The sequence below is a fragment of the Porphyromonas uenonis DSM 23387 = JCM 13868 genome, assembly GCF_000482365.1.
GTDB lineage: Bacteria > Bacteroidota > Bacteroidia > Bacteroidales > Porphyromonadaceae > Porphyromonas > Porphyromonas uenonis.
On the sequence record NZ_KI535309.1, the window covers coordinates 35546 to 54108 of the forward strand.

The 18563-nt window shown below is 53.8% G+C and carries 20 protein-coding genes, 1 tRNA gene and 2 pseudogenes; 20 read left to right on the forward strand and 3 right to left on the reverse strand.

Annotated elements, in window-relative coordinates; all coding sequences use genetic code 11:
• Positions 1-255: 255 nt before the first annotated feature.
• Positions 256-328, reverse strand: a tRNA-Lys gene (locus L215_RS0107810).
• An 808-nt stretch (positions 329-1136) separates the two neighbouring features.
• Here L215_RS0107810 and L215_RS0107815 point away from each other — a divergent pair.
• The 20 genes and pseudogenes from L215_RS0107815 to L215_RS09675 all read left to right on the forward strand — a co-directional run bounded on the left by L215_RS0107815 (position 1137) and on the right by L215_RS09675 (position 16380).
• Positions 1137-1670 (forward strand): HU family DNA-binding protein, encoded by a 534-nt coding sequence (locus L215_RS0107815; protein ID WP_025884428.1) that lies wholly within the window; start codon positions 1137-1139, stop codon positions 1668-1670.
• A gap of 113 nt (positions 1671-1783) precedes the next feature.
• Positions 1784-2251 carry an N-acetylmuramoyl-L-alanine amidase gene (locus tag L215_RS0107820; RefSeq protein WP_025884429.1) on the forward strand — a complete coding sequence of 156 codons (468 nt, stop codon included), beginning with the start codon at positions 1784-1786 and terminating at the stop codon, positions 2249-2251.
• Complete coding sequence (locus L215_RS0107825; RefSeq protein WP_025884432.1) at positions 2236-2448, forward strand: hypothetical protein; 213 nt, start codon at positions 2236-2238, stop codon at positions 2446-2448. Before L215_RS0107820 ends, L215_RS0107825 begins: the two co-directional genes overlap by 16 nt.
• Positions 2449-2635: 187 nt before the next feature.
• Positions 2636-3148, forward strand: a complete 513-nt coding sequence (locus L215_RS10240) for a hypothetical protein (RefSeq protein WP_036871982.1) — start codon at positions 2636-2638, stop codon at positions 3146-3148.
• Positions 3149-3271: 123 nt separating this feature from the next.
• Positions 3272-4306, forward strand: coding sequence for a YitT family protein (locus L215_RS0107835; RefSeq protein WP_027451602.1), 1035 nt, complete (start codon positions 3272-3274; stop codon positions 4304-4306).
• Between the two features lie 26 nt (positions 4307-4332).
• Complete coding sequence (locus L215_RS0107840) at positions 4333-5406, forward strand: porin (protein WP_025883814.1); 1074 nt, start codon at positions 4333-4335, stop codon at positions 5404-5406.
• An 18-nt stretch (positions 5407-5424) separates the two neighbouring features.
• Positions 5425-7239: an arginine--tRNA ligase gene (argS, locus tag L215_RS0107845; RefSeq protein ID WP_027451603.1), complete on the forward strand. Its 1815-nt coding sequence runs from the start codon at positions 5425-5427 to the stop codon at positions 7237-7239.
• A gap of 30 nt (positions 7240-7269) precedes the next feature.
• The gene (gene mnmA / locus L215_RS0107850) at positions 7270-8400 is read left to right on the forward strand and encodes a tRNA 2-thiouridine(34) synthase MnmA (RefSeq protein WP_025883815.1); all 1131 of its coding nucleotides are present in this window, start codon (positions 7270-7272) and stop codon (positions 8398-8400) included.
• Between the two features lie 141 nt (positions 8401-8541).
• Positions 8542-8868: a preprotein translocase subunit YajC gene (yajC, locus tag L215_RS0107855; protein WP_025883816.1), complete on the forward strand. Its 327-nt coding sequence runs from the start codon at positions 8542-8544 to the stop codon at positions 8866-8868.
• A gap of 30 nt (positions 8869-8898) precedes the next feature.
• Positions 8899-9912, forward strand: a complete 1014-nt coding sequence (locus tag L215_RS0107860; protein WP_025883817.1) for a CdaR family protein — start codon at positions 8899-8901, stop codon at positions 9910-9912.
• Positions 9913-9932: 20 nt separating this feature from the next.
• Positions 9933-10586 carry a dephospho-CoA kinase gene (gene coaE / locus L215_RS0107865; RefSeq protein ID WP_025883818.1) on the forward strand — a complete coding sequence of 218 codons (654 nt, stop codon included), beginning with the start codon at positions 9933-9935 and terminating at the stop codon, positions 10584-10586.
• Positions 10587-10597: 11 nt separating this feature from the next.
• The gene (locus L215_RS0107870; protein ID WP_025883820.1) at positions 10598-11296 is read left to right on the forward strand and encodes a DUF4271 domain-containing protein; all 699 of its coding nucleotides are present in this window, start codon (positions 10598-10600) and stop codon (positions 11294-11296) included.
• A 39-nt stretch (positions 11297-11335) separates the two neighbouring features.
• Complete coding sequence (locus tag L215_RS0107875; protein WP_025883821.1) at positions 11336-12085, forward strand: uroporphyrinogen-III synthase; 750 nt, start codon at positions 11336-11338, stop codon at positions 12083-12085.
• Positions 12082-12480 (forward strand): annotated as a pseudogene (locus tag L215_RS10360) (ribonuclease P protein component); the annotation flags it as partial. The gene L215_RS0107875 and the pseudogene L215_RS10360, both read left to right, overlap by 4 nt.
• Before the next feature lie 144 nt (positions 12481-12624).
• The gene (yidD, locus tag L215_RS10365) at positions 12625-12849 is read left to right on the forward strand and encodes a membrane protein insertion efficiency factor YidD (RefSeq protein ID WP_238296551.1); all 225 of its coding nucleotides are present in this window, start codon (positions 12625-12627) and stop codon (positions 12847-12849) included.
• Positions 12846-13574 carry a TatD family hydrolase gene (locus tag L215_RS0107885; RefSeq protein WP_025883825.1) on the forward strand — a complete coding sequence of 243 codons (729 nt, stop codon included), beginning with the start codon at positions 12846-12848 and terminating at the stop codon, positions 13572-13574. Before yidD ends, L215_RS0107885 begins: the two co-directional genes overlap by 4 nt.
• 36 nt (positions 13575-13610) lie before the next feature.
• A complete protein-coding gene (locus tag L215_RS0107890; RefSeq protein WP_025883826.1) occupies positions 13611-14432 on the forward strand; it encodes a J domain-containing protein in 822 nt (273 codons plus the stop codon).
• On the forward strand, positions 14429-14818 hold the full coding sequence (locus tag L215_RS0107895; RefSeq protein ID WP_025883828.1) for an HIRAN domain-containing protein: 390 nt from the start codon (positions 14429-14431) through the stop codon (positions 14816-14818). Before L215_RS0107890 ends, L215_RS0107895 begins: the two co-directional genes overlap by 4 nt.
• A 284-nt stretch (positions 14819-15102) precedes the next feature.
• Positions 15103-15177, forward strand: a pseudogene (locus L215_RS10445) (zinc-ribbon domain-containing protein); the annotation flags it as partial.
• A 3-nt stretch (positions 15178-15180) separates the two neighbouring features.
• Positions 15181-16380, forward strand: coding sequence for a WG repeat-containing protein (locus L215_RS09675; RefSeq protein WP_027451606.1), 1200 nt, complete (start codon positions 15181-15183; stop codon positions 16378-16380).
• A 191-nt stretch (positions 16381-16571) separates the two neighbouring features.
• Here L215_RS09675 and L215_RS0107905 read toward each other — a convergent pair whose 3' ends face one another.
• Together L215_RS0107905 and L215_RS0107910 are read right to left on the reverse strand one after the other, a co-directional pair.
• Positions 16572-17714: a zinc ribbon domain-containing protein gene (locus L215_RS0107905; protein WP_044111923.1), complete on the reverse strand. Its 1143-nt coding sequence runs from the start codon at positions 17712-17714 to the stop codon at positions 16572-16574.
• A gap of 2 nt (positions 17715-17716) precedes the next feature.
• Positions 17717-18463 (reverse strand): hypothetical protein, encoded by a 747-nt coding sequence (locus tag L215_RS0107910; RefSeq protein WP_027451607.1) that lies wholly within the window; start codon positions 18461-18463, stop codon positions 17717-17719.
• Positions 18464-18563: the final 100 nt, after the last annotated feature.

Sequence of the window (18563 nt, forward strand, 5' to 3'; positions counted from 1 at the left end):
ATGAAGCGCAAGGCGCTGAGGGTGAGGTCTGAAGGGAGCATACCTCCGTATGTGACCGAAGCCGAATCCCGAAAGCAACACAGCGATTCGCCTTTATGCAACAGTCTCTCTTCGGGAGGGAGGGGTAATCAGAGAGGTCGCGTAGCCACTGCGTAGTGCTGCTCGAAGCGTATCCCCCTGCGTAGGGAGGCAGAGAGGGGACAAAGAAAAAGCCCCCCGCTAGATGCGAGAGGCTCTCATTAAATATTCAAGCGGTGACCTCGGAGGGGCTCGAACCCTCGACCCACTGATTAAGAGTCAGTTGCTCTACCAACTGAGCTACGAAGTCAAGCTTCATTCGGGAGAGTCACAAGGACTTCCTTCCTGAACTGTGATGCAAAGGTACAACTTTTTCTGAATACTGCAAGCGCTTGGATCAACTTTTTTCGCAATCCGCTGATTTCTTCCTTTAAGAGGCTTGCGGGTAGCATGGGAGCACGAGCGATATCTCGCATAGATAGAGCGCATTGCGATGGGAACCATAGGAATGCACAGGAGTCTCTAGCGGGAGGGCATCCGTTGTGTCAAAGCGAGACGAGTAACGGTTGTAGGGACGCACGGTCGTGCGTCCGTCTCCGTTAAAGATTACAATGTCCAGTTTGTATGATTACTAGGTTATATGTCTCGCCTTGACACAACGGACGCATGGCCGTGCGTTCCTACAGCCGTTACACGTCCCGATTTAACGGGGACGGACGCCCTCCGACTCGACACTTCCGTGCGTCTCTACAGCGGGTTACTCGTCTCCTTTTGATGGGACGGACACACGGGTCACTCGTTGCACAGCGGTTGCAGGAGCACTCGGTCCTCTTATGCTCCGAGGGATCTGCTGGCGTCTCTTGATGGCAGGGCCCCCTGGGGGCGTGTCGTACCTTTGCATCGTCTCCTCAGAGATACGGCCACGCGCTCCTCGTAAGCGGGTCAGCAGGTAGAGAAAAATAGGCTCTGCAAGCTCCTAACTGTAGATGGTCCCTGAGAGCAATCGCTGGCATGCTCCATGACACCTATTATATATAGGAGATCCTCAGACGTAGCAACGGCAGCATCACAGTGTGGGAGACGAACTAAATTTACTAACTCAACAAAATCAATTTACTATGGCAATCAAGTATGCAATCCAGCAAATCAATCGAAAAGGCGCAACTCCAGACAGTAAGATTACTCGCTACTACGCACAAGCTAAGTACGATGGTGTTACCTCACAAGAAGACATCGCTCAGATGGTCTCACAGATCTCCGCTATATCTGTTGGGGACGTGCTCAGCGTCATGAATACGGTCTCTATGCTGCTCTCCATAGAGCTGGCTAATGGACGTATCGTGGAGCTAGGCGATCTAGGACGCTTTAGAGCGACTTTGCGTAGCAAGTCTTGCGAGAAGCCTGAGGAGTTTAAGCGGGAGATGATCCATGGCAACAGGGTCATATTTGTCCCAGGGGCACAGATACGCCAGAAGATGACAAGCGCTAGCTACCTCAAGTATAACCCCACCAGCCTATCGTCAGAGTCGGGTGAGAAGCCCAATGCGACACCAGGTAATGGTACGCCGGGCGAGTCAGGGTCTCAGACGCCCTCCACAGGCAACGAAACGGGTGGAAGCACCAATCCAAACAGTGGTCAGACAGGTATGTAATCTGAGTCTATCCAAGTAACCGGAGGGGATCGGAGTAATCTGATCCCCTCTAACCTCTAAAGTCTAATCTCTAACCTCTAACCTCTAATTTCTAAAGTCTAATCTCTATAATCATGAAGCCAGACGACATCAAATATATCGTAATCCACTGTAGCGCCACGCGTAGTAATATGACCTATAGCGCATGGCAGCTAGATCAAGACCATCGAGCCAGAGGCTTTGCCATGGCTGGTTACCACTTTTACATCACACGTGCCGGCGTCATCGAGTCTCTGCGTCCTCTCACCATGCCCGGAGCACACGCTATCGGATACAATCGCTGTAGCCTAGGCGTATGCTACGAGGGGGGACTGAGGCCCGACGGGACTCTGTGGGATACCCGTACGCCCGAGCAGCGAGACGCTATGCGCCAGCTACTCAAGACGCTTGTAGCTACCTACCCTAAGGCACGGATCGTGGGGCATAGAGACTTGAGCCCCGACTTAAACCACAACGGCATCATAGAGCCTCACGAGTGGATGAAGGCGTGCCCCTGTTTTGATGCATTCAAAGAGTATCTATCGCTATGGCACAAACGATAAAACCCCAGGGAGGGAAGCAACTCTGCCTAGCGGTGCTCCTGAGCATCTCTGGCATAGGACTCCTGGCAGCGGGCTTTACAGCACCTCCGCTCGGGGTCATAGACAGCTCCGTGCTCGTAGCGTACGGTGAGGTGATGACCTTCGTCGGAGCCCTCCTCGGGCTAGACTATAAGTACAAGTACCATGCAGACCTATAAGAGGAGACTGTTGCATAAAGGCGAATCGCTGTGTTGCTTTCGGGATTCGGCTTCGGTCACATACGGAGGTATGCTCCCTTCAGACCTCACCCTCAGCGCCTTGCGCTTCATCCTTTCTGCAAAGTCAGGACAATCTTGCTTGCAAGATTGTGAGACTGTTGACTTTTGCAACAGTCTCAAGAGACGCGTGAGCGCACTGATCCTCACCGCCAGCATACTACTAAGCTGTGGCACACGGCGACACCACTTCGCGGATGCGTCGCAGCAGCGTAGCGAGCTGGCGGTGAGCCAGGCTGAGCAACATCTCCGTGACACCACCCTAGAAGAGTGGGAGCTGCTCCTCTTAGACAGCATTCCGCCCAGTCAGAAGGGGTTAGAATTACTGTCAGGCTTAGAGCCTCTAGTAGGAGACTCGCTACCTGCAGGGTATAGCTTGCAGACACCCCATGTGCGCTATATACGCGCTAGGCGAACGGTCGTCAAGAAGCAAGATAGCATAGTACAACAGGGTGCAGCGCTACGGCAAGAGGACTTTCAGCAAGAAGAGGTGACGGATCGCCAGACAGCAAGTCGTCGTCCCAGTCTGCTCACTAGGCTACTAGTCTGGGTAGTAGGAGGGGGGCTCCTCGTGATCTGCGTCACTACGTTCGTATGGAGCGTAGTGCGACGTTTGCAGCCCATCATCGGCAAATATAAGTAGCTACTCGCTAGGTCTGCAAAATCTAGGTGAAGGGCAGAGTTAGCTGGCGGGTATGTGCTATTTTGTATCTTTGCACGCAGATAACTGTCGAAGAGCATCGCCACCCCGTGTGGTGCCCTCTCGATGGGTCTCATACTTCGTAATACACATCTAATGAAATACAAGCTCCCCAGTAAGGATGAACTTCGTGCCCGCCTCGCAGCTCTGCCTGCTCAGGCTACCGAGCTACTCTCTAGTCGTAAGTTTTGGTACGAATTGGTCTTGATGACCGTTGCCATGTTTATCGGCGCTATGGCGGTACACTACTTCCTGGCTCCTAGTGGTCTGATCGTTGGATCGGTGACGGGACTGGGCATCGTGCTGGAGCGGTTGCTCCCAGTGATGTCGCTGGGGTCCTATATGTTTCTCATCAATGCGATCTTGCTACTCCTCTCTTTTATCCTGATCGGCAACGAGTTTGGTGCTAAGACTTGCTACACGGCACTGATCCTAGGCCCGTTTGTGGACTTGATGGGGTGGCTCGATCCGGTCAGTGGGTCGATGTTTGCCCAGGAGGTTCATGGTGTGATGGTGACTAACCCGGGGTTTGACTTGGTCTGCTTCATCTTGGTGATGAGTGCAGCGCAGGCGATCCTCTTTAGCATCAACGCCTCAACGGGCGGGCTAGATATCTTGGCAAAGATCTTCAACAAGTTCCTCCATGTGCCACTAGGTGTGTCGGTTACGATCGCTGGGGGCTTGATCTGCTGCTCCGCCTTCCTGACCAGTCCTACGGGGCTTGTGATCATGGGTCTCGTGGGTACCTGGCTCAATGGCTTGATCCTCGACTACTTTATGACCCGCATGAGCTCGCGGACACGTGTCTATGTCATCTCTAAGGATTGGGAGCATATCCGTAACTATGTGATCCACACGCTGAATCGTGGGGTGACGATCCACCCCGTGACGGGTGGTTACTCAGGCGAGGAGCACAAGCAGCTGGAGTGTATCTTGACGAGAGATGAGTTTGGCAAGCTGCTAGACCATCTGCGTGCTGAGCGTATGGATCCCTTTATCACCTCAGACCCGGTCAGCGAGGTGTACGGGCTGTGGCGCAAGAAGGGCCAGCGTGAGGAGCTGCCGGTCGAGACGGACACGCCTGACGAAAGCACCTTTTAAGTATCAACTTATTGACTCTCTAGACCATGTCACATCTTACGAAGTATCTCTCGGCTCTCATACTCCTACTGACACTTGCTCTCGGCTCACTGATGGCTCAGGAGCCTGTGCCCGATGCTGAGCTAGAGGCTCCTCATGACAAGAAGGTCTCTCTCTCGCTGGAGGCGCGCGGTGACTACCAGCGTATCTATCTAGGGAGCCACACCGATGAGGCGGGCTCAGGCTTTAAGGGAAACATTGCTAACATCGTACTCAGTGGCACGCTCTCGCCAAAGTTTAGCTACCTCTATCGACAGCGACTTAGCTCGATCAATCTAGATCGCTCCTTCTTTGAGTCGATCGACTTCCTCTACCTGCAGTACAACCCGATCGAGCAGCTGAGTGTACGACTCGGCAAGTGGATCGTCTTCGTCGGTGGGTGGGAGTTTGAGCCAGCGCCGATAGATGTCTTCCAGGTGGGCGAGTTTTGCTACCATATGCCAGCCTATCAGTGGGGTGCTACGGTGAGCTACACCTTGCCCAATGGACAGGACAACCTCCATATGCAGGTGATCCAGAGCCCTTATCGCAAAGCCTACGAAGAGAGAAGTGGCGAGCCTGCCGATATGTATGCCTACAACTTGGTCTGGACTGCGCACCACGACTGGTTTGTGCCGATGTGGAGTGTCAACTTTATGGAGTATGCCCCTAGGCGCTTTATGAACTACATTTCGCTGGGCAATCGCTTCCAGCTGACCCCTCGCACCTTCGTGGACCTAGACCTGATGCACCGTGCGCCACTAGACGGAGATGGCAAAAAGCTCTTCTCCGACTACTCTATCTATGGACAGCTAGCCTACCACCCGACTGAGCAAACGAAGCTTTACCTGAAGGGGAGCTACGATCATAATACGAGTGGCTTTCACGCAGACTACGGCGTCACCGATGGCACGCAGATCACTTGTCTCGGGGGCGGAGTCGAGTACTCACCGATCCCCGAGGTGCGCCTGCATGCACATGCTGACTACGCCTTTGGTACGAACACGAATCCGCAAGCTGTGCTACATAACCAGCGCACGCTGATCAATGTGGGAGTCACCTGGCGCATGAAAGTCCTCTAACACGTTATACTATATACTATGAGCCTTTACAAACAGCTTAGCGAGGCGATCGCCTCGACACTACATACACTATACGATCTCACCACGACCGCTGACGAGATCACGCTGACCGCCACACGACCTGAGTTTGAGGGGCATGTGACGCTCGTCGTCTTCCCCTACCTCAAGGCTTCGCGCAAGTCTCCTCAAGAGACCGCCGAGACGATCGGTGCCAAGCTACAGGAGCAGACAGATCTCATAGCTTCCTATGGCGTGGTCAAGGGCTTTCTCAACCTCACGCTGACCGACTCAGCGTGGCTCGCAGCACTGCGAGAGATTGCCGAGACCCCGCACTACGGGCACATCACACCGACAGAGCAGTCGCCTCTCGTGATGATCGAGTACTCCTCACCAAATACCAATAAGCCCCTGCACCTGGGACACGTACGCAACAACCTACTCGGCTACAGCCTCGCTCAGATACTAGAGGCGAGCGGGCATCGTGTGGTCAAGACGAATATCGTCAACGACCGTGGCGTGCATATCTGCAAGTCGATGCTGGCGTGGCTACGCTGGGGCAATGGCGAAACGCCTGAATCTTCGGGCAAAAAGGGCGACCACCTCATCGGCGACTACTACGTGCGCTTTGACAAGGAGTATCGTGCCGAGCTGGCGCAGATACGTGCTGAGCATCCCGACTGGAGCGACGAAGAGGTCGAGGCTAAGTCTCAGCTGATGGCTGACGCACGACAGATGCTCCGTCAGTGGGAGCAGGGCGACCCAGAGGTTCGTGCACTATGGCGAAAGATGAATGAGTGGGTCTACAAAGGCTTTGACGAGACTTACCGCCGTATGGGGGTCTCCTTTGACAAGATCTACTACGAGAGCGACACCTACCTCGTGGGGCGTGAAGAGGTTTTGCGTGGTCTGAAAGAGGGACTCTTCGAGCAGCACGAGGATGGCTCCGTCTGGGCCGATTTTGAGGCGGAGGGTCTAGACAAGAAGATCCTCCTCCGCAGTGACGGCACCTCGGTCTACATCACCCAAGACATTGGCACGGCCAAGCTTCGCTATCAGGACTTCCCGATAGACCAGATGATCTACGTCGTGGGCAACGAGCAGGAGTACCACTTCCAGGTGCTATCGCTACTCTTAGACCGCCTAGGCTATAAGTGGGGCAAGAGCTTGACACACTTTAGCTACGGTATGGTGGAGCTACCTCACGGCAAGATGAAGAGTCGCGAGGGGACGGTCGTCGATGCGGACGATCTGATGGACGCTATGCGCGACACCGCTCTAGAGGTGGCACGGACAGCTCAGCAAGCTAAGGGTGCAGAGCTAGCCACCGAGCCGACAGCCGAGGAGCTACGCACCGCCGAGATGGTCGGGCTGGGCGCGCTCAAGTACTTCATCCTCAAGGTGGATCCGAGGAAGAATATGATGTTCAACCCCGAGGAGTCTATCGACTTCAACGGCAACACGGGCCCCTTCATCCAGTACACCTATGCGCGTATTTGCTCGCTCCTGCAGAAGGCTGACGAGATGGGCTACAAGCATCAGCTCCCCGAGGGCGGAGAGCTAACTCTTTCGTCCTATGAGACGGCACTCGTCCAGCAGCTACTCGACTATCCTAGCGTCGTGCAGGAGGCTGCCGAGAGCTATTCGCCAGCCCGCATTGCCAACTATACCTATGACTTGGTCAAGGGGTATAACCAGTTCTACCACGAGTGCTCCGTACTGCGTGAGGAGGACGAGGCGCTGCGTAGTATGCGCCTGCAGCTCAGCCAGACCGTTGCCGAGACGATACATAGTGCCATGGGGCTTCTCGGCATTGAGTTGCCCGAGCGCATGTAGTCCGCTCTGAGGGCTTGACACAGGAGGTGTATGGAGACCACTCTCTACACAGCACTACCACGGGATAGTCGCATCGCACTGCTCGCCTCGGGCGGAGTGGATAGCAGTGTGGCGATGCACCTACTCGTCGAGGCGGGCTTTCGTCCAGACCTTTACTACATACGCATCGGCATGCAGGACGAGGATGGCAGTTTCCTCGACTGTCCTGCCGAGGAGGACATTGAGCTGGTGACGCTCCTGGCTCGTCGCTACGACCTGCACCTAGAGATTGTCGACCTGCACCAAGTCTATTGGGATCGTGTGGTCGCCTATACGATGGATGCGGTCAGGCGGGGGCTCACGCCCAATCCCGATGTGATGTGCAATAAGTTGATCAAGTTCGGAGCTTTTGAGGAAAGGTGCGGTGCCTCGTACGACTACATAGCCACGGGCCACTACGCCACGATACGACAGACGGAGGATGGCTTGACCTTCCTTGGCACTTCTCCTGACCCTGTGAAGGATCAGACCGACTTCTTGGCGCAGATCGGCTTTCGGCAGATGGAGCGTCTCCTCTTTCCCATCGGGCATTTGCCAAAAGAGGAGGTACGTCGCATCGCCCTCGAGGCGCATCTGGTCAATGCGCAGCGCAAAGACAGCCAGGGCATCTGCTTCTTAGGGCAAATCGACTACAACGACTTCATCGAGCGCTACTTAGGCACCCAAACAGGCGATATCATCGACCATGAGACGGGCGAGAAGATCGGCGAGCATCGTGGTTACTGGTTTCACACCATCGGCCAGCGCAAAGGGCTCGGGCTCTCGGGCGGCCCGTGGTATGTCGTGGCAAAGGATGTGGAGCACAATATCCTCTACGCCTCACGAGGCTACGACCCCAAGACGCAGTACGGCACGATCATTGAGACCGAAGAGATGCATTGGCTCACGACCGATCCGTGGCTCTGGACGAAGACTCCGTCAGACAGTCCGCTAGAGGTCACCTTCAAGATAAGGCACACGCCCGACTTCACCGCAGGACGCCTCGAGCATCTCCCCTCAGGTGGCTATCAGCTGGTCAGCAGCGTGCCGATACAGGGCATTGCCGCGGGACAGTTTGCCACCATCTACGATCCTCAGCGCCAGCTCTGCTGGGGCAGCGCTCCGATCCGCTCGGGCCGCTAGCCACTTTCTTACCACACCTCAAGAGATACGCTAGCTAAGACTTAAAGTCTAAGAGGTAGGAGAGGAGGGGCAAGGCTGTGCTATGCGGTCGGTTTTTTGTAAGTTTGCAGAAGTAATTGAATTCATCAACTATAGATACCTATGAATATATTCCTTCTACAGGCAGCACAGCCTGCTCAGGCAGCACCACAGGGAGCGCCTGCATGGACTTCGCTTATCTTCTTTGTTGTCATCATCTTGATCTTCTGGCTCTTCTTCATTCGCCCTCAGAGCAAGCGACAGAAGAAACTGCAGCAGGAGCGTGATGCCATCGCTGTGGGTGACTCTGTCATAACCGCTGGCGGTGTGCATGGCGTGGTCCGTAAGGTGCACGAGCAGACCTTCGAGGTGGAGATAGCAAGGGATGTCTGCATAGAGATCGCCAAGAGCTCCGTATATCCGAACGGCACGGATCCTAACGCACGCTAGTAGACTCCCCGAACTGCTAAGTCGAGAGCGGTGCGACTCAATCTGACCCCTAAGCTTCGCCCAGGTGGAGAACCTGTGGTGCGTAAGCAGCGTATCCCTGGCTTGAAACGACTGCTGGCGATCGCTGTGTGGGTGCTCCTAGCGACCGCACTATGGTTTATGCAGACGCTCTCTCGTGGGACGACCTCGATCGTCCACATCCCCATCGTATACGAGGAGATGCCGAAGGCGATCGGTCTAGAGGGCGAGCAGCCGACCATGCTGGACGTTAGCGTCTCGGCAAAAGGTTCGCAGCTGCTCTTTCGCTGGATGAAAGGGGTGACACCGATCAAGCTATCGATGCCTCAGCGGATACCCCAGGGAGGGCGCATCCTCGTTAGCAATGCGGTCTTGACACAGAAGGTTCGTGAGAGCCTCGGGAGCGCCGTGCAGATTCGTGAGATCTACCCCAATCAGATCTCGCTGCGAGCCTTTCCTCTCCAGAGAAAAGAGGTGCCAGTCATCAATCAGGTGTCGGCCTCAGCCAAGGATGGCTATATGGTACTCCCGCTCTCAATGACTCCGACTACGGTCGAGCTGTATGGTAGTCGTGAAGCGCTGGAGGGAATTAACGAAGTGCGTACTAAAGAGCATCTCTACAAGGACTTGTCGCAAGACAAGGTGCTGCGAGTGCCTCTCGAAGCGATCCCCAATGTCCATAGCTCTCCCGATAGTGTGCAGCTACAGATCTCTGTCGTCGAGCTCACGGAGAAACGCATCGAGCTGCCAGTCAAAGCTCTGAACACGCCGGCAGGCTTTGTCGCCAAGCTCCTTCCAGCTCGTGTCTCTCTGACCTTGACGATGCCGATCACGGACTACAACAAGCCTATCGGAGACAAGATCTCGGTGGTGGTGGATCTGAGTCAGATCTCAGAAGCTGTACAGAATGGTGAGAAGCACCCTGAGATGCTCCCCGTAAGAGTCGAGGGTCTACCCGACTGGGTGGCGCGTGCTACCCCCTCGCCCAAGGCGGTACAGTATATCCTAGAGGCTGCCGAGCAGTGAGCCCTGCAGGACTCCGCACTATGAGTGAAAAGCGTCTCACCACATCAACAAACCCTCGCATCTTAGGGCTGACAGGCGGGATCGGTGCGGGTAAGAGTTTCGTCGGGCAAATGCTTGTCCAGTCTGGGCTACCCCTTATGGACAGCGATGCGGTGGCTCGGGGGGCTTACACCGATAGTGAGCAGGTACGTCAGCAGGTGACGGCGCTACTAGGTGCGGAGGTCTATGATCCTGAGGGAAAGCCTCGCTACGATGTGATCGCTCGCAAAGTTTTCGCACCGTCTGATGAAGGACGGTCCCTATTGCACGATCTAGAGCAGATCATTCACCCTTATGTGTCTGACCGGCTAGAGACTTGGGCTAAGGAGCAGCAAGCCCCCGAGGGGTGGGTCGTCCTAGAGAGTGCCATCTTATGGCAGTCAGGCTTCTATCGTCTTTGCGACGCGGTGGTCGTCGTGACAGCTCCTGAGGCGGTACGTGTAGCTCGTGTTCAGGAGCGTGACGGAGCTTCGCTCGAGCAGGTGCAAGCACGGATCAATCGCCAGGCAAGCTACTCTTTTGCCGCTCTTCAGCAGGAGCATCCAGAGCTACCGCTCTATCAGATCCAGAATGATGGTGTGCAGGAACTGGAGGAGCAGGTAGCACAACTCCTCGCTTGTTTAGCCGCTCTGTAAGTCTTACGTGTATGGAGAGCTCGGTCGGGGTATGGGCATTGACCCCTTTTGGGGTAGATCGGGGAGCAGAGGATATCATCTTACTGCTGCTCCTCTTGCTCCTCTTGCTTCCAGCACTCATGCAGATGTGGGTCGGCTCTCTTATGTCTCGCTCGGTAGATGCGCTACTATATAATAGAGGACATATCTTCTTTCGCAGCTTAGTACACCGAGTCTCTGTCGGCACCTACGCACTCTTAGGCGTGTTGCAACGGCATCTGCTGGTCGGCGTGACAGGTTATCTACTCTTGCGCTACTATGGAGGCGTGCCCTCAGGCGATCTCTGGACGACGCTCTCGCAGGTAGGCGGTCTAGCCCTCGGTAGTCTGATCCTGAGCGGACTCTATCTAGGCGTCAACCGCTTGCTGGCGGGGATCTATCTTGACTCAGCTTTTTACCTACACTGGATACGTCACTACAGCATCTTAGAGTGGCTATGGCCACTACCCCTCTACATCAGCTGTTTGTTACTATTGTCGGGCGTCTGGCAGGGTGTCGCACTTTGGCTCACAGTCGCTGTAATTCTACTATGGCGCCTTGCGATTATCCTGCCCACAGCGCGATGGCTAGGGGAGGCTGGAGTAACTCCTTTGCTTATTTCTTTGTACCTTTGCAGTCAGGAAGTGGCTCCTCTAGCCTATCTCATAGGCTTTGGAATGCTGATCCTATAAAAGAATCTATCGTATACCATTAGCACCCTGCCTGTGAGTATGTCACGGATTAAAAAAATACTTATTTCTCAGCCCGCCCCACTGATGGCCAATCCATACACCGAAGTTGCTGAGAAGTATCAAGTGGAACTTGATTACAAGCAGTTCATTCGTGTCGAGACGGTTGCAGCGAAAGAGTTTCGTCAGCAGCGCATCAATCCGTTGGATTACACAGCCATCATCTTTACCTCTCGTACTGCTATCCTGCACTTCTTCACACTGATGAAGGAGATGCGCATCTCCATCCCAGATACGATGAAGTATTACTGCAGCTCCGAGATGTCCGCTCCATACCTGCAGAAGTTTGTCAACTACCGTAAGCGCAAAGTCTTCTTCTCACCGACTGGACGTACCGAGGATCTGGTCAAGGTCATTACCAAGCACAAGAGTGAGAAGTATCTCCTACCCGTCGCTGAGGAGCACAGCGACAAGCTCTCCGACCTGCTTACGGAGGCTGGCATAGACTATACCAAGTCGGTTATGTATCGCACCATACCTCGGGAGTTAGAGCTTGAGAAGCCACTGCCCTACGATATGATCATCTTCTTTAGCCCTGTCGGGATCACCTCACTCTTTGAGAATGTCCCCGACTTCAAGCAAGAGGATATGATCATCGCTACCGTCGGGCCCAAGACTGCGCAGAGGGCCGAGGAGCTAGGGCTCAGAGTGGATATCAAGTCTACGGGCAGTCGTCAGGATCCGCCGATGCCTGAGCTGCTGAGCAACTTCCTTACCGAGCAGGAAGGATGACTACGGAGGAAGGCACCCCTCGCTCCCTCCAGAACCGACGTCTACCCAAAGGTGAGCGACTCTATCTGCGTGAGGAGATAGAGCGACTACATGACCGAGGGCACTCATTTGTCTCTTATCCCATTCGCATCGTATGGCTCGCTGAGCCTATCGCCACACACTCCCCTAGTGAGCAGGCGCAGGTGGCTGTCATGACTTCGGTCGCCAAGCGGCGCTTCAAGCATGCCGTCGATCGCAACCGTGTCAAGCGCATGACCCGCTCGGCTTATCGTATCCACAAGAATCCGCTCTGGCAAGCTGCCCTCCAGCATCACTGCACGGTGCGACTAGCGCTTCAGTCTGTTGCTAAGACAATGCCAACCTACCCTGAGCTAGCACAAGCGGTAGAGCAAGCTATAGCTCGTATCGTCAAGGAGATAGACAAATCAAGCCCTACAGCCCCAGAGGCGAAAGCCTCGCTCGATCGTCCAGAGCAGACTGCGAAAGCCCCTTCTGTCCAAGCTGATGAGACTAATCAAGCTGACTCGCAACAGCTCTCACTGGCAGTCCGCTTGCTGAGCTACCCCGTCAAGTTTTATCGCGCTTGCATCTCGCCCTTGCTACCGCCCAGCTGTCGCTTCACACCCACCTGCTCGCAGTACGCACTGGAGGCGCTACGAGTGCATGGCGCACTAAAGGGGACCTGGCTAACCATTTGGAGACTCTTACGATGTAACCCCTTCAATCGACATGTGGGTTACGACCCCGTGCCACCACGACGATGATCCACGAGCAACACCTCAGCTCCCGAGGGCTTTTAGACTGTCACACACATAGCCACAAGGTGAACGGGCTAGCCATTCGCTCGCTCACCTACGAGGAGTGGAGCAGTGGCGTAACGATTGGGGAGGGACAGCTCTATTCGATAGGCCTTCACCCTTGGTCTCTGCCTCTAGCGGAGCGTCTGACAGATCTCATCGATCAGATGCGAAGCCTCCTAGCGTCTACCCCTCAGATCGTCGCTGTCGGCGAGTGTGGCATCGACAAGGTGCGGAGCAACGCTTCTCTCGCAGAGCAACGAGCTTGGCTAGAGGCGCAACTGCGCTTAGCCTGTCAGCTCCATCGACCCATCCTCCTACACACGGTACGTGCTTGGAGCGAAACGATTGAGATACGTAGAGAGCTGGCGCAAGAGTTTGACCAGCTCCCTCCGATGGTGTTACATGGCTTTCGGGCTAAGAGTGAGGTGGCTCAGATGATGCTGAGCCAGGGCTTCGCGCTCTCCTTCGGCCGTCACTACGACCCAGCTGCTTTGCAACTAGCCTATGAGGCGCGTGCGCTGCTTGTCGAGACCGATGAACTGCCCCAGGGGCTTACCCATCGGGAGGCTTTAGCGGAGACCTACACCCATCTAGCCGAGGCACTCGCTATCACCCCCGAGGCGCTGGCAGAGCGCGTGGCAGCGACACCTTTCTGGCAGCAAGTCGAGAGACTAGGCTCTTTGCGCTAAAAGCGTTACCTTAGTAGCGCTAACAGATTGAATGCGATGACAGACACGGACCAGCTAGCATGCTCCCCGGAGTATCAGATGCTGCGAGAGCAGTACGATATGCTCGTCGCAGCCTACACGACACTCGTATCCCAGTATCAGGACATGACGGATCACGAGGCGCCCCACCTATCAGCGCTCTATATGCACTACTTCGGCAAGCTGCTGTACACTCAGTTGCGTCTAGGCCTCTCCCTAGCGGCACTACGCTTGCGGCGTTCGCTCCTACAGGCTTACATCAATCGTGACCAAGCGCCCGACCTCGTCGAGGTAGACAAGCAGATGGCGCAGCAGCGGCTCGAGTATCGTAGGCTCTTGGAGCGAAAGCTGGACCAGCTCAAGGCGGCACAAGCTTATTGGGATGCCCCTCGTCTCACCCGTGAGGAGAGCAAAGAGCTCAAGGAGATCTACAAAACTCTCGTCAAGCGTCTCCACCCAGATCTCAACCCGCACTACACGGAGGAGGACAAGAAGTTCTTTCTCGCTGCGGTCAAAGCTTACAAAGCTTGCGACCTCCAGCAGCTACAAGCCATACTGGCACTAGTAAACAAGGATCAGCCAGCAGACATACCACTGGACTCGGAGTCGCTCTCAGTAGAGATCGAGAAGCTACAAAAGAAGCTGAGACTTATCGAAGCTAAGGTCATCAAGCGATCGGACAGCTTTCCCTTTGATCAGAAAGAGTTGCTGGCCAATCCCGTGGCGATACAAGAAAAGCAAGCTGAGCTGCAAGCGGTCATCAAGGAGCTAGAGGATAGCGAGCAGGAGATGCAGACTATCATATCGCTAATGGAGGAGTACAAGTCACACGACCTATGAAACATGAGATCATACCTGTTAGCCCAGAGCTACTAGCGCTCATTGGCACAGAGGGCATCAACGCACTAGGACTGCCCAAGCGAGAGATCTTCTTGCTAGACATCGTAGTCGCTGGCACCACCTTCTGCCCTGTAGTACAGGAGCTCTACCCGACGCTACTGCCAGACACGGTGCTACGCATGGTACGCCAGCCACAAAACGGACACGACGAGCACGCCATCGCCATCTACTACGAGGAGCACCGCATAGGCTACGTGCCACAAGAGCTCAACCTAGTCATCTCTCGCTTGATGGACGCTGGCAAAGAGTTTTACGCTCGGGTCGTCCAGGTGAAGAAGATCAACGAGTGGGTACGTATATCGGCTCAGCTCTTTATGATCGAGTAGCGAAATGCCCACACCAGACGTGTAACTGCGGTAGGAACGCACGGTGAGTATCGAGCCGGAGGGCGTCCGCTTCGTTCTCTCAAAGGTTACAGCGTTTAGTTTTTATGATGCGGGCTATTCGTTCGATTCTCTCCGATCTCTTCTCCCCTCCTCCCTCTAATCTATAAACTTGTATCTTTGCGCTAAAGGGGTGATTCCTTGCGATGAACGATCTAGCTGGTAGACCTAGTGCTGAGTCTCCGGCCCGTTGTGTAGCATGTCAAACTCAAAAACATTATAGCGTCATGGCTTTAAAGAACTGTACCAAGTGCGGAGCCTCAGTACCAGAAGGCTCGGCAACCTGCCCACAGTGTGGTAACCCTATGGGTCAAAACGAGAACAAACCGAGGCAGAAGATGTGGACGATCATCATCGCAGCAGCCGTTGTTGTCGTGGGGGTGTGTTGCATCCTCCTCTTTATGCTGCCCAAGGGGTGCGCTAAGAAGGCGCCCTCAGTCGATTTGGATCCAACAAGGAGCGCTACAACAGAAGTGGAGAGCGTAGACGAGAACTTAGTCCAGCTAACCCCTGAGTTCATTGAAGCCATCCAGAAGTATGACCAGCTCAGCCTCTTTAGCGAGGGGTATGCGGCTGTCTGTAAGAATGGCAAGTGGGGCTACATCGACAAGACGGGTCGGGAGGTGATACCGTGTCAGTATGATTGGGCCAATCCCTTTCATGAAGGGCTAGCCTCTGTGCGGTTTTCTTATGACTCAAGCTATGGCTTCATCGATACCACGGGGCGTGAGGTGATCCGACATCGTCGAGAGATAGCGGTGCCAGGCGATTTTTCTGAAGGGCTAGTAGTTGTCAAGAACGAGGGTAATGATCACTTTTTCGTCCTGGACAAGGAGGGACGTAAAGTTTTCCAAGGGAGTTATGGCAAAGGTTCCTATGCCCCCTATAGTAGCTTCGGAATGATGCCTTATGCCGCACCAATTTATATCGAGAAGTTCATTGATGGTAAGCTCTACATCCCCAAGGGGGAGTCAGGATACAACGTTTATGACACTAAGGGCAACAAGGTTAAAGAGTTGAGTGACAGCGAGATGGAGCAGATCACAAAGCGCGCCTCCGCTGGCCAAGCTCAGACCTTCACACACACGCTCTACACAGATAAGATGTACGGCGGGATGATGGGTGAGATAGTACTCTGGGGCGTGAAAGATGCCAACGGCAAGATAATCGTTCCTGCAGAGTACGATAAGGCTAGTATCTATTTCGAACCGGGAAAAATAGACCTCACTAATGGCGTGATCCCTGTAGTCTTAATAGAGTATAGCGGGATTAGCTATATGGGTGAATGGCTGGGCATCTGCCCTGATGATGGCAGTGTAGAGCATTACGGCTATGTGGATCTAAAGGGGAATGACACCTTCCCTAAGGGACTCAAGGAGCGGTGCAAGCAGTCTAGGCTGAGAGCCATAGAGCGCTACAAAGTTCAAGAAGCGAAAGAGGTGGCAGTAGCGGAAGATGCAATGAAAGCAGCAGAAGATGCAGCAAGGTGGGTAGATGAGGATTGATAACGTATAGTCTACACATAGAGCACTCCTCCAGATACGCAAGTAGCCCCCTCACTACGCTGTGCTAGTGAGGGGGCTACGGTTTTCGTCTCAAGGAGCAGGCGAGATATCGTCTACTACCCATTGGAAACTTTTGCAACAGTCTCCATTGAGATACTGTCACTGGGACAGCCTCATGAGATCAAGGTTTACTAGTCATCCTCATTGACGGTCTTGAGGAGCTTGTAGCACAGCTCGTCTTTCTTCTCATAGGACTTGTCGATATATGAGGCGACATACTCCTCTTCGGTCTCGTACTCGGAGTCAACAAGAGCTTTGATGACTGCATCCTTATTCTCCTGCGTAGAATCCTCTAAGTATCGCAACATTTCGGAGGGGATGTTTTGTACATCGGTCGATGTTATGAGCGAACCGTCTCGTAGCGTCACGCTTTTCACCTCATACTTGATCGTGTATCGATCATAGATGTCAGGCTCATAACTAGAGATGTAAGTCCAATAAGAAGAATTAGACCGTGTGCAATTCTTCAGTCTCTCTAGCTGCCAAGTGCCTGTGGATCCATAGTTCCACTGTTCATTCTCCTCATTCCATAGTCCGAAGTAGACCTCACAATCCTCTATAGCACCATTGGGATAGGCTATATCCACCCAAAAAGCTGGATGATACATGGTATAGTAAGAGTCGTCATCTCTTTGATACGTCGTATGGAAGGTGAGCTGGATGTAAGCACTCGGGTCATGCTTTTTGTAAAACTCAGTCCACTCCTGCGAGAGCGTCTCAAACTTTGCCTCGTAATCCTTACTATAGTCCGCGTATGCTGTTCGGGCTTCACCTTGGAGCTTTTGCTTCACCTCTTCGCTACTGGTGTAGTCTAGGTAGTCGATCATCTGCTCGTAGGTGATGGAGCGATAGGTATCCTCCTCTGGCGTGCCTACCACCTTATCGCGTATCTCATTGAAGAGGCGATTGTACTGAAGGAGCTGTGGACAGCTCTCCCGCTTTGCCTCTAGTTGCTGCTGCGTCAGTGGCTCCAAGATACTCTTCTTGAGGAGTCTCGCCTCAGACACAGTGTTCCACACGAAGATACCTATAACTAGAGCCGCAACCACAGAGCCACCGATGATAAGGCCTTTTCGTAGTCTCTTCTTAGCCTGTGGAGACATAGGCTTCTTCTGACGAGGTGCCTCGGATGGAGTGGGCTGAGACTGTGAGCTTGAAGCCGTCGGTAGCTTAACCTCAGCATTGCTACAGTAAGGGCAGGTCTTATAGCTCTTAGGGACGAGGTGCCCACAAGTAGGACACCTCCTCACATTTACTAAGTTTAGCCTAGTCATATCTACTCCTCGTTAGTGGTAGGGGTACTCTCTGCAGCTGATTCTGTGACAACAGAAGACACAGTCGGCATTTCTTGTTTGTTGGCACCACTAGCCAGTGACTCCTCAGTCTCTGGCATCACTGCTGCACGATGTATGTCGCCAAGGTCTGATACATTGTTAGCCACGATGGCTCTGATCAGCAGTCGCTCTGAGATAGCGTGAGCAGACAGTATGATCGGATAGCTAATGAGGAAGAGGACCAAGCACAATGGAGGGATCGCGAGTAGACCTCCGAAGAGGATAATCAAGAAACCCAGAAAGTCTCCTCCACCGGAAATGAGAGCAAGGACATAGAGGATCAGATAGGCTCCCATGATCGAGACAAAGAGGTATATGCCATTCCACTCCCCTAGGCATCTGACGATGTGAGCACATACGGGGATGGCTTTGATCTTGTCTCCAGGCCTAACTGTGGCATAGAGATCGCGCTGCCTATTGCGCCAATAGTAAAAGCCGAAGAAGCCCAGCGCCAAGAAGTAGACGATGAGGACCAGCACCCCAAGGTAACTCACGACAGTAGGCCATCCCCCCAGAGAGCTGATGAAGTCATTAACCTGGGGGATGAACAGGAGTGCGATAGGAAGGACCACAGGGAGGAAGGTAGAGACCCCGATTAAGATGTAAAACACCTTGATAGGACTCCGGAAGAATCGTCCACTGTCGATGTACTGCAAGAGACGATCCACATACTGCTTGATTAGTTTCATAGTTTATTGGTGTTTAAGTGATAGTCAGCCTATACGAACGTGTCACAAATTCTTTTATCCGAATGCTTAAGAATGGACCTCTTACACCACGGCCCTTTAC

Excerpts from the sequence above, each read along its gene's own strand:
- L215_RS0107820 (WP_025884429.1), top strand. The coding sequence starts at position 1,784 with ATGAAGCCAGACGACATCAAATATATCGTAATCCACTGTAGCGCCACG.
- L215_RS0107870 (WP_025883820.1), top strand. The coding sequence starts at position 10,598 with ATGGAGAGCTCGGTCGGGGTATGGGCATTGACCCCTTTTGGGGTAGAT.
- L215_RS09675 (WP_027451606.1), top strand. The coding sequence starts at position 15,181 with ATGGGTCAAAACGAGAACAAACCGAGGCAGAAGATGTGGACGATCATC.
- L215_RS0107885 (WP_025883825.1), top strand. The coding sequence starts at position 12,846 with ATGATCCACGAGCAACACCTCAGCTCCCGAGGGCTTTTAGACTGTCAC.
- L215_RS0107825 (WP_025884432.1), top strand. The coding sequence starts at position 2,236 with ATGGCACAAACGATAAAACCCCAGGGAGGGAAGCAACTCTGCCTAGCG.
- mnmA (WP_025883815.1), top strand. The coding sequence starts at position 7,270 with ATGGAGACCACTCTCTACACAGCACTACCACGGGATAGTCGCATCGCA.
- L215_RS0107840 (WP_025883814.1), top strand. The coding sequence starts at position 4,333 with ATGTCACATCTTACGAAGTATCTCTCGGCTCTCATACTCCTACTGACA.
- argS (WP_027451603.1), top strand. The coding sequence starts at position 5,425 with ATGAGCCTTTACAAACAGCTTAGCGAGGCGATCGCCTCGACACTACAT.
- L215_RS0107875 (WP_025883821.1), top strand. The coding sequence starts at position 11,336 with ATGTCACGGATTAAAAAAATACTTATTTCTCAGCCCGCCCCACTGATG.
- yajC (WP_025883816.1), top strand. The coding sequence starts at position 8,542 with ATGAATATATTCCTTCTACAGGCAGCACAGCCTGCTCAGGCAGCACCA.
- L215_RS0107890 (WP_025883826.1), top strand. The coding sequence starts at position 13,611 with ATGACAGACACGGACCAGCTAGCATGCTCCCCGGAGTATCAGATGCTG.
- L215_RS0107910 (WP_027451607.1), bottom strand. The coding sequence starts at position 18,463 with ATGAAACTAATCAAGCAGTATGTGGATCGTCTCTTGCAGTACATCGAC.
- L215_RS0107835 (WP_027451602.1), top strand. The coding sequence starts at position 3,272 with ATGGGTCTCATACTTCGTAATACACATCTAATGAAATACAAGCTCCCC.
- L215_RS0107815 (WP_025884428.1), top strand. The coding sequence starts at position 1,137 with ATGGCAATCAAGTATGCAATCCAGCAAATCAATCGAAAAGGCGCAACT.
- L215_RS0107905 (WP_044111923.1), bottom strand. The coding sequence starts at position 17,714 with ATGACTAGGCTAAACTTAGTAAATGTGAGGAGGTGTCCTACTTGTGGG.
- L215_RS0107895 (WP_025883828.1), top strand. The coding sequence starts at position 14,429 with ATGAAACATGAGATCATACCTGTTAGCCCAGAGCTACTAGCGCTCATT.
- coaE (WP_025883818.1), top strand. The coding sequence starts at position 9,933 with ATGAGTGAAAAGCGTCTCACCACATCAACAAACCCTCGCATCTTAGGG.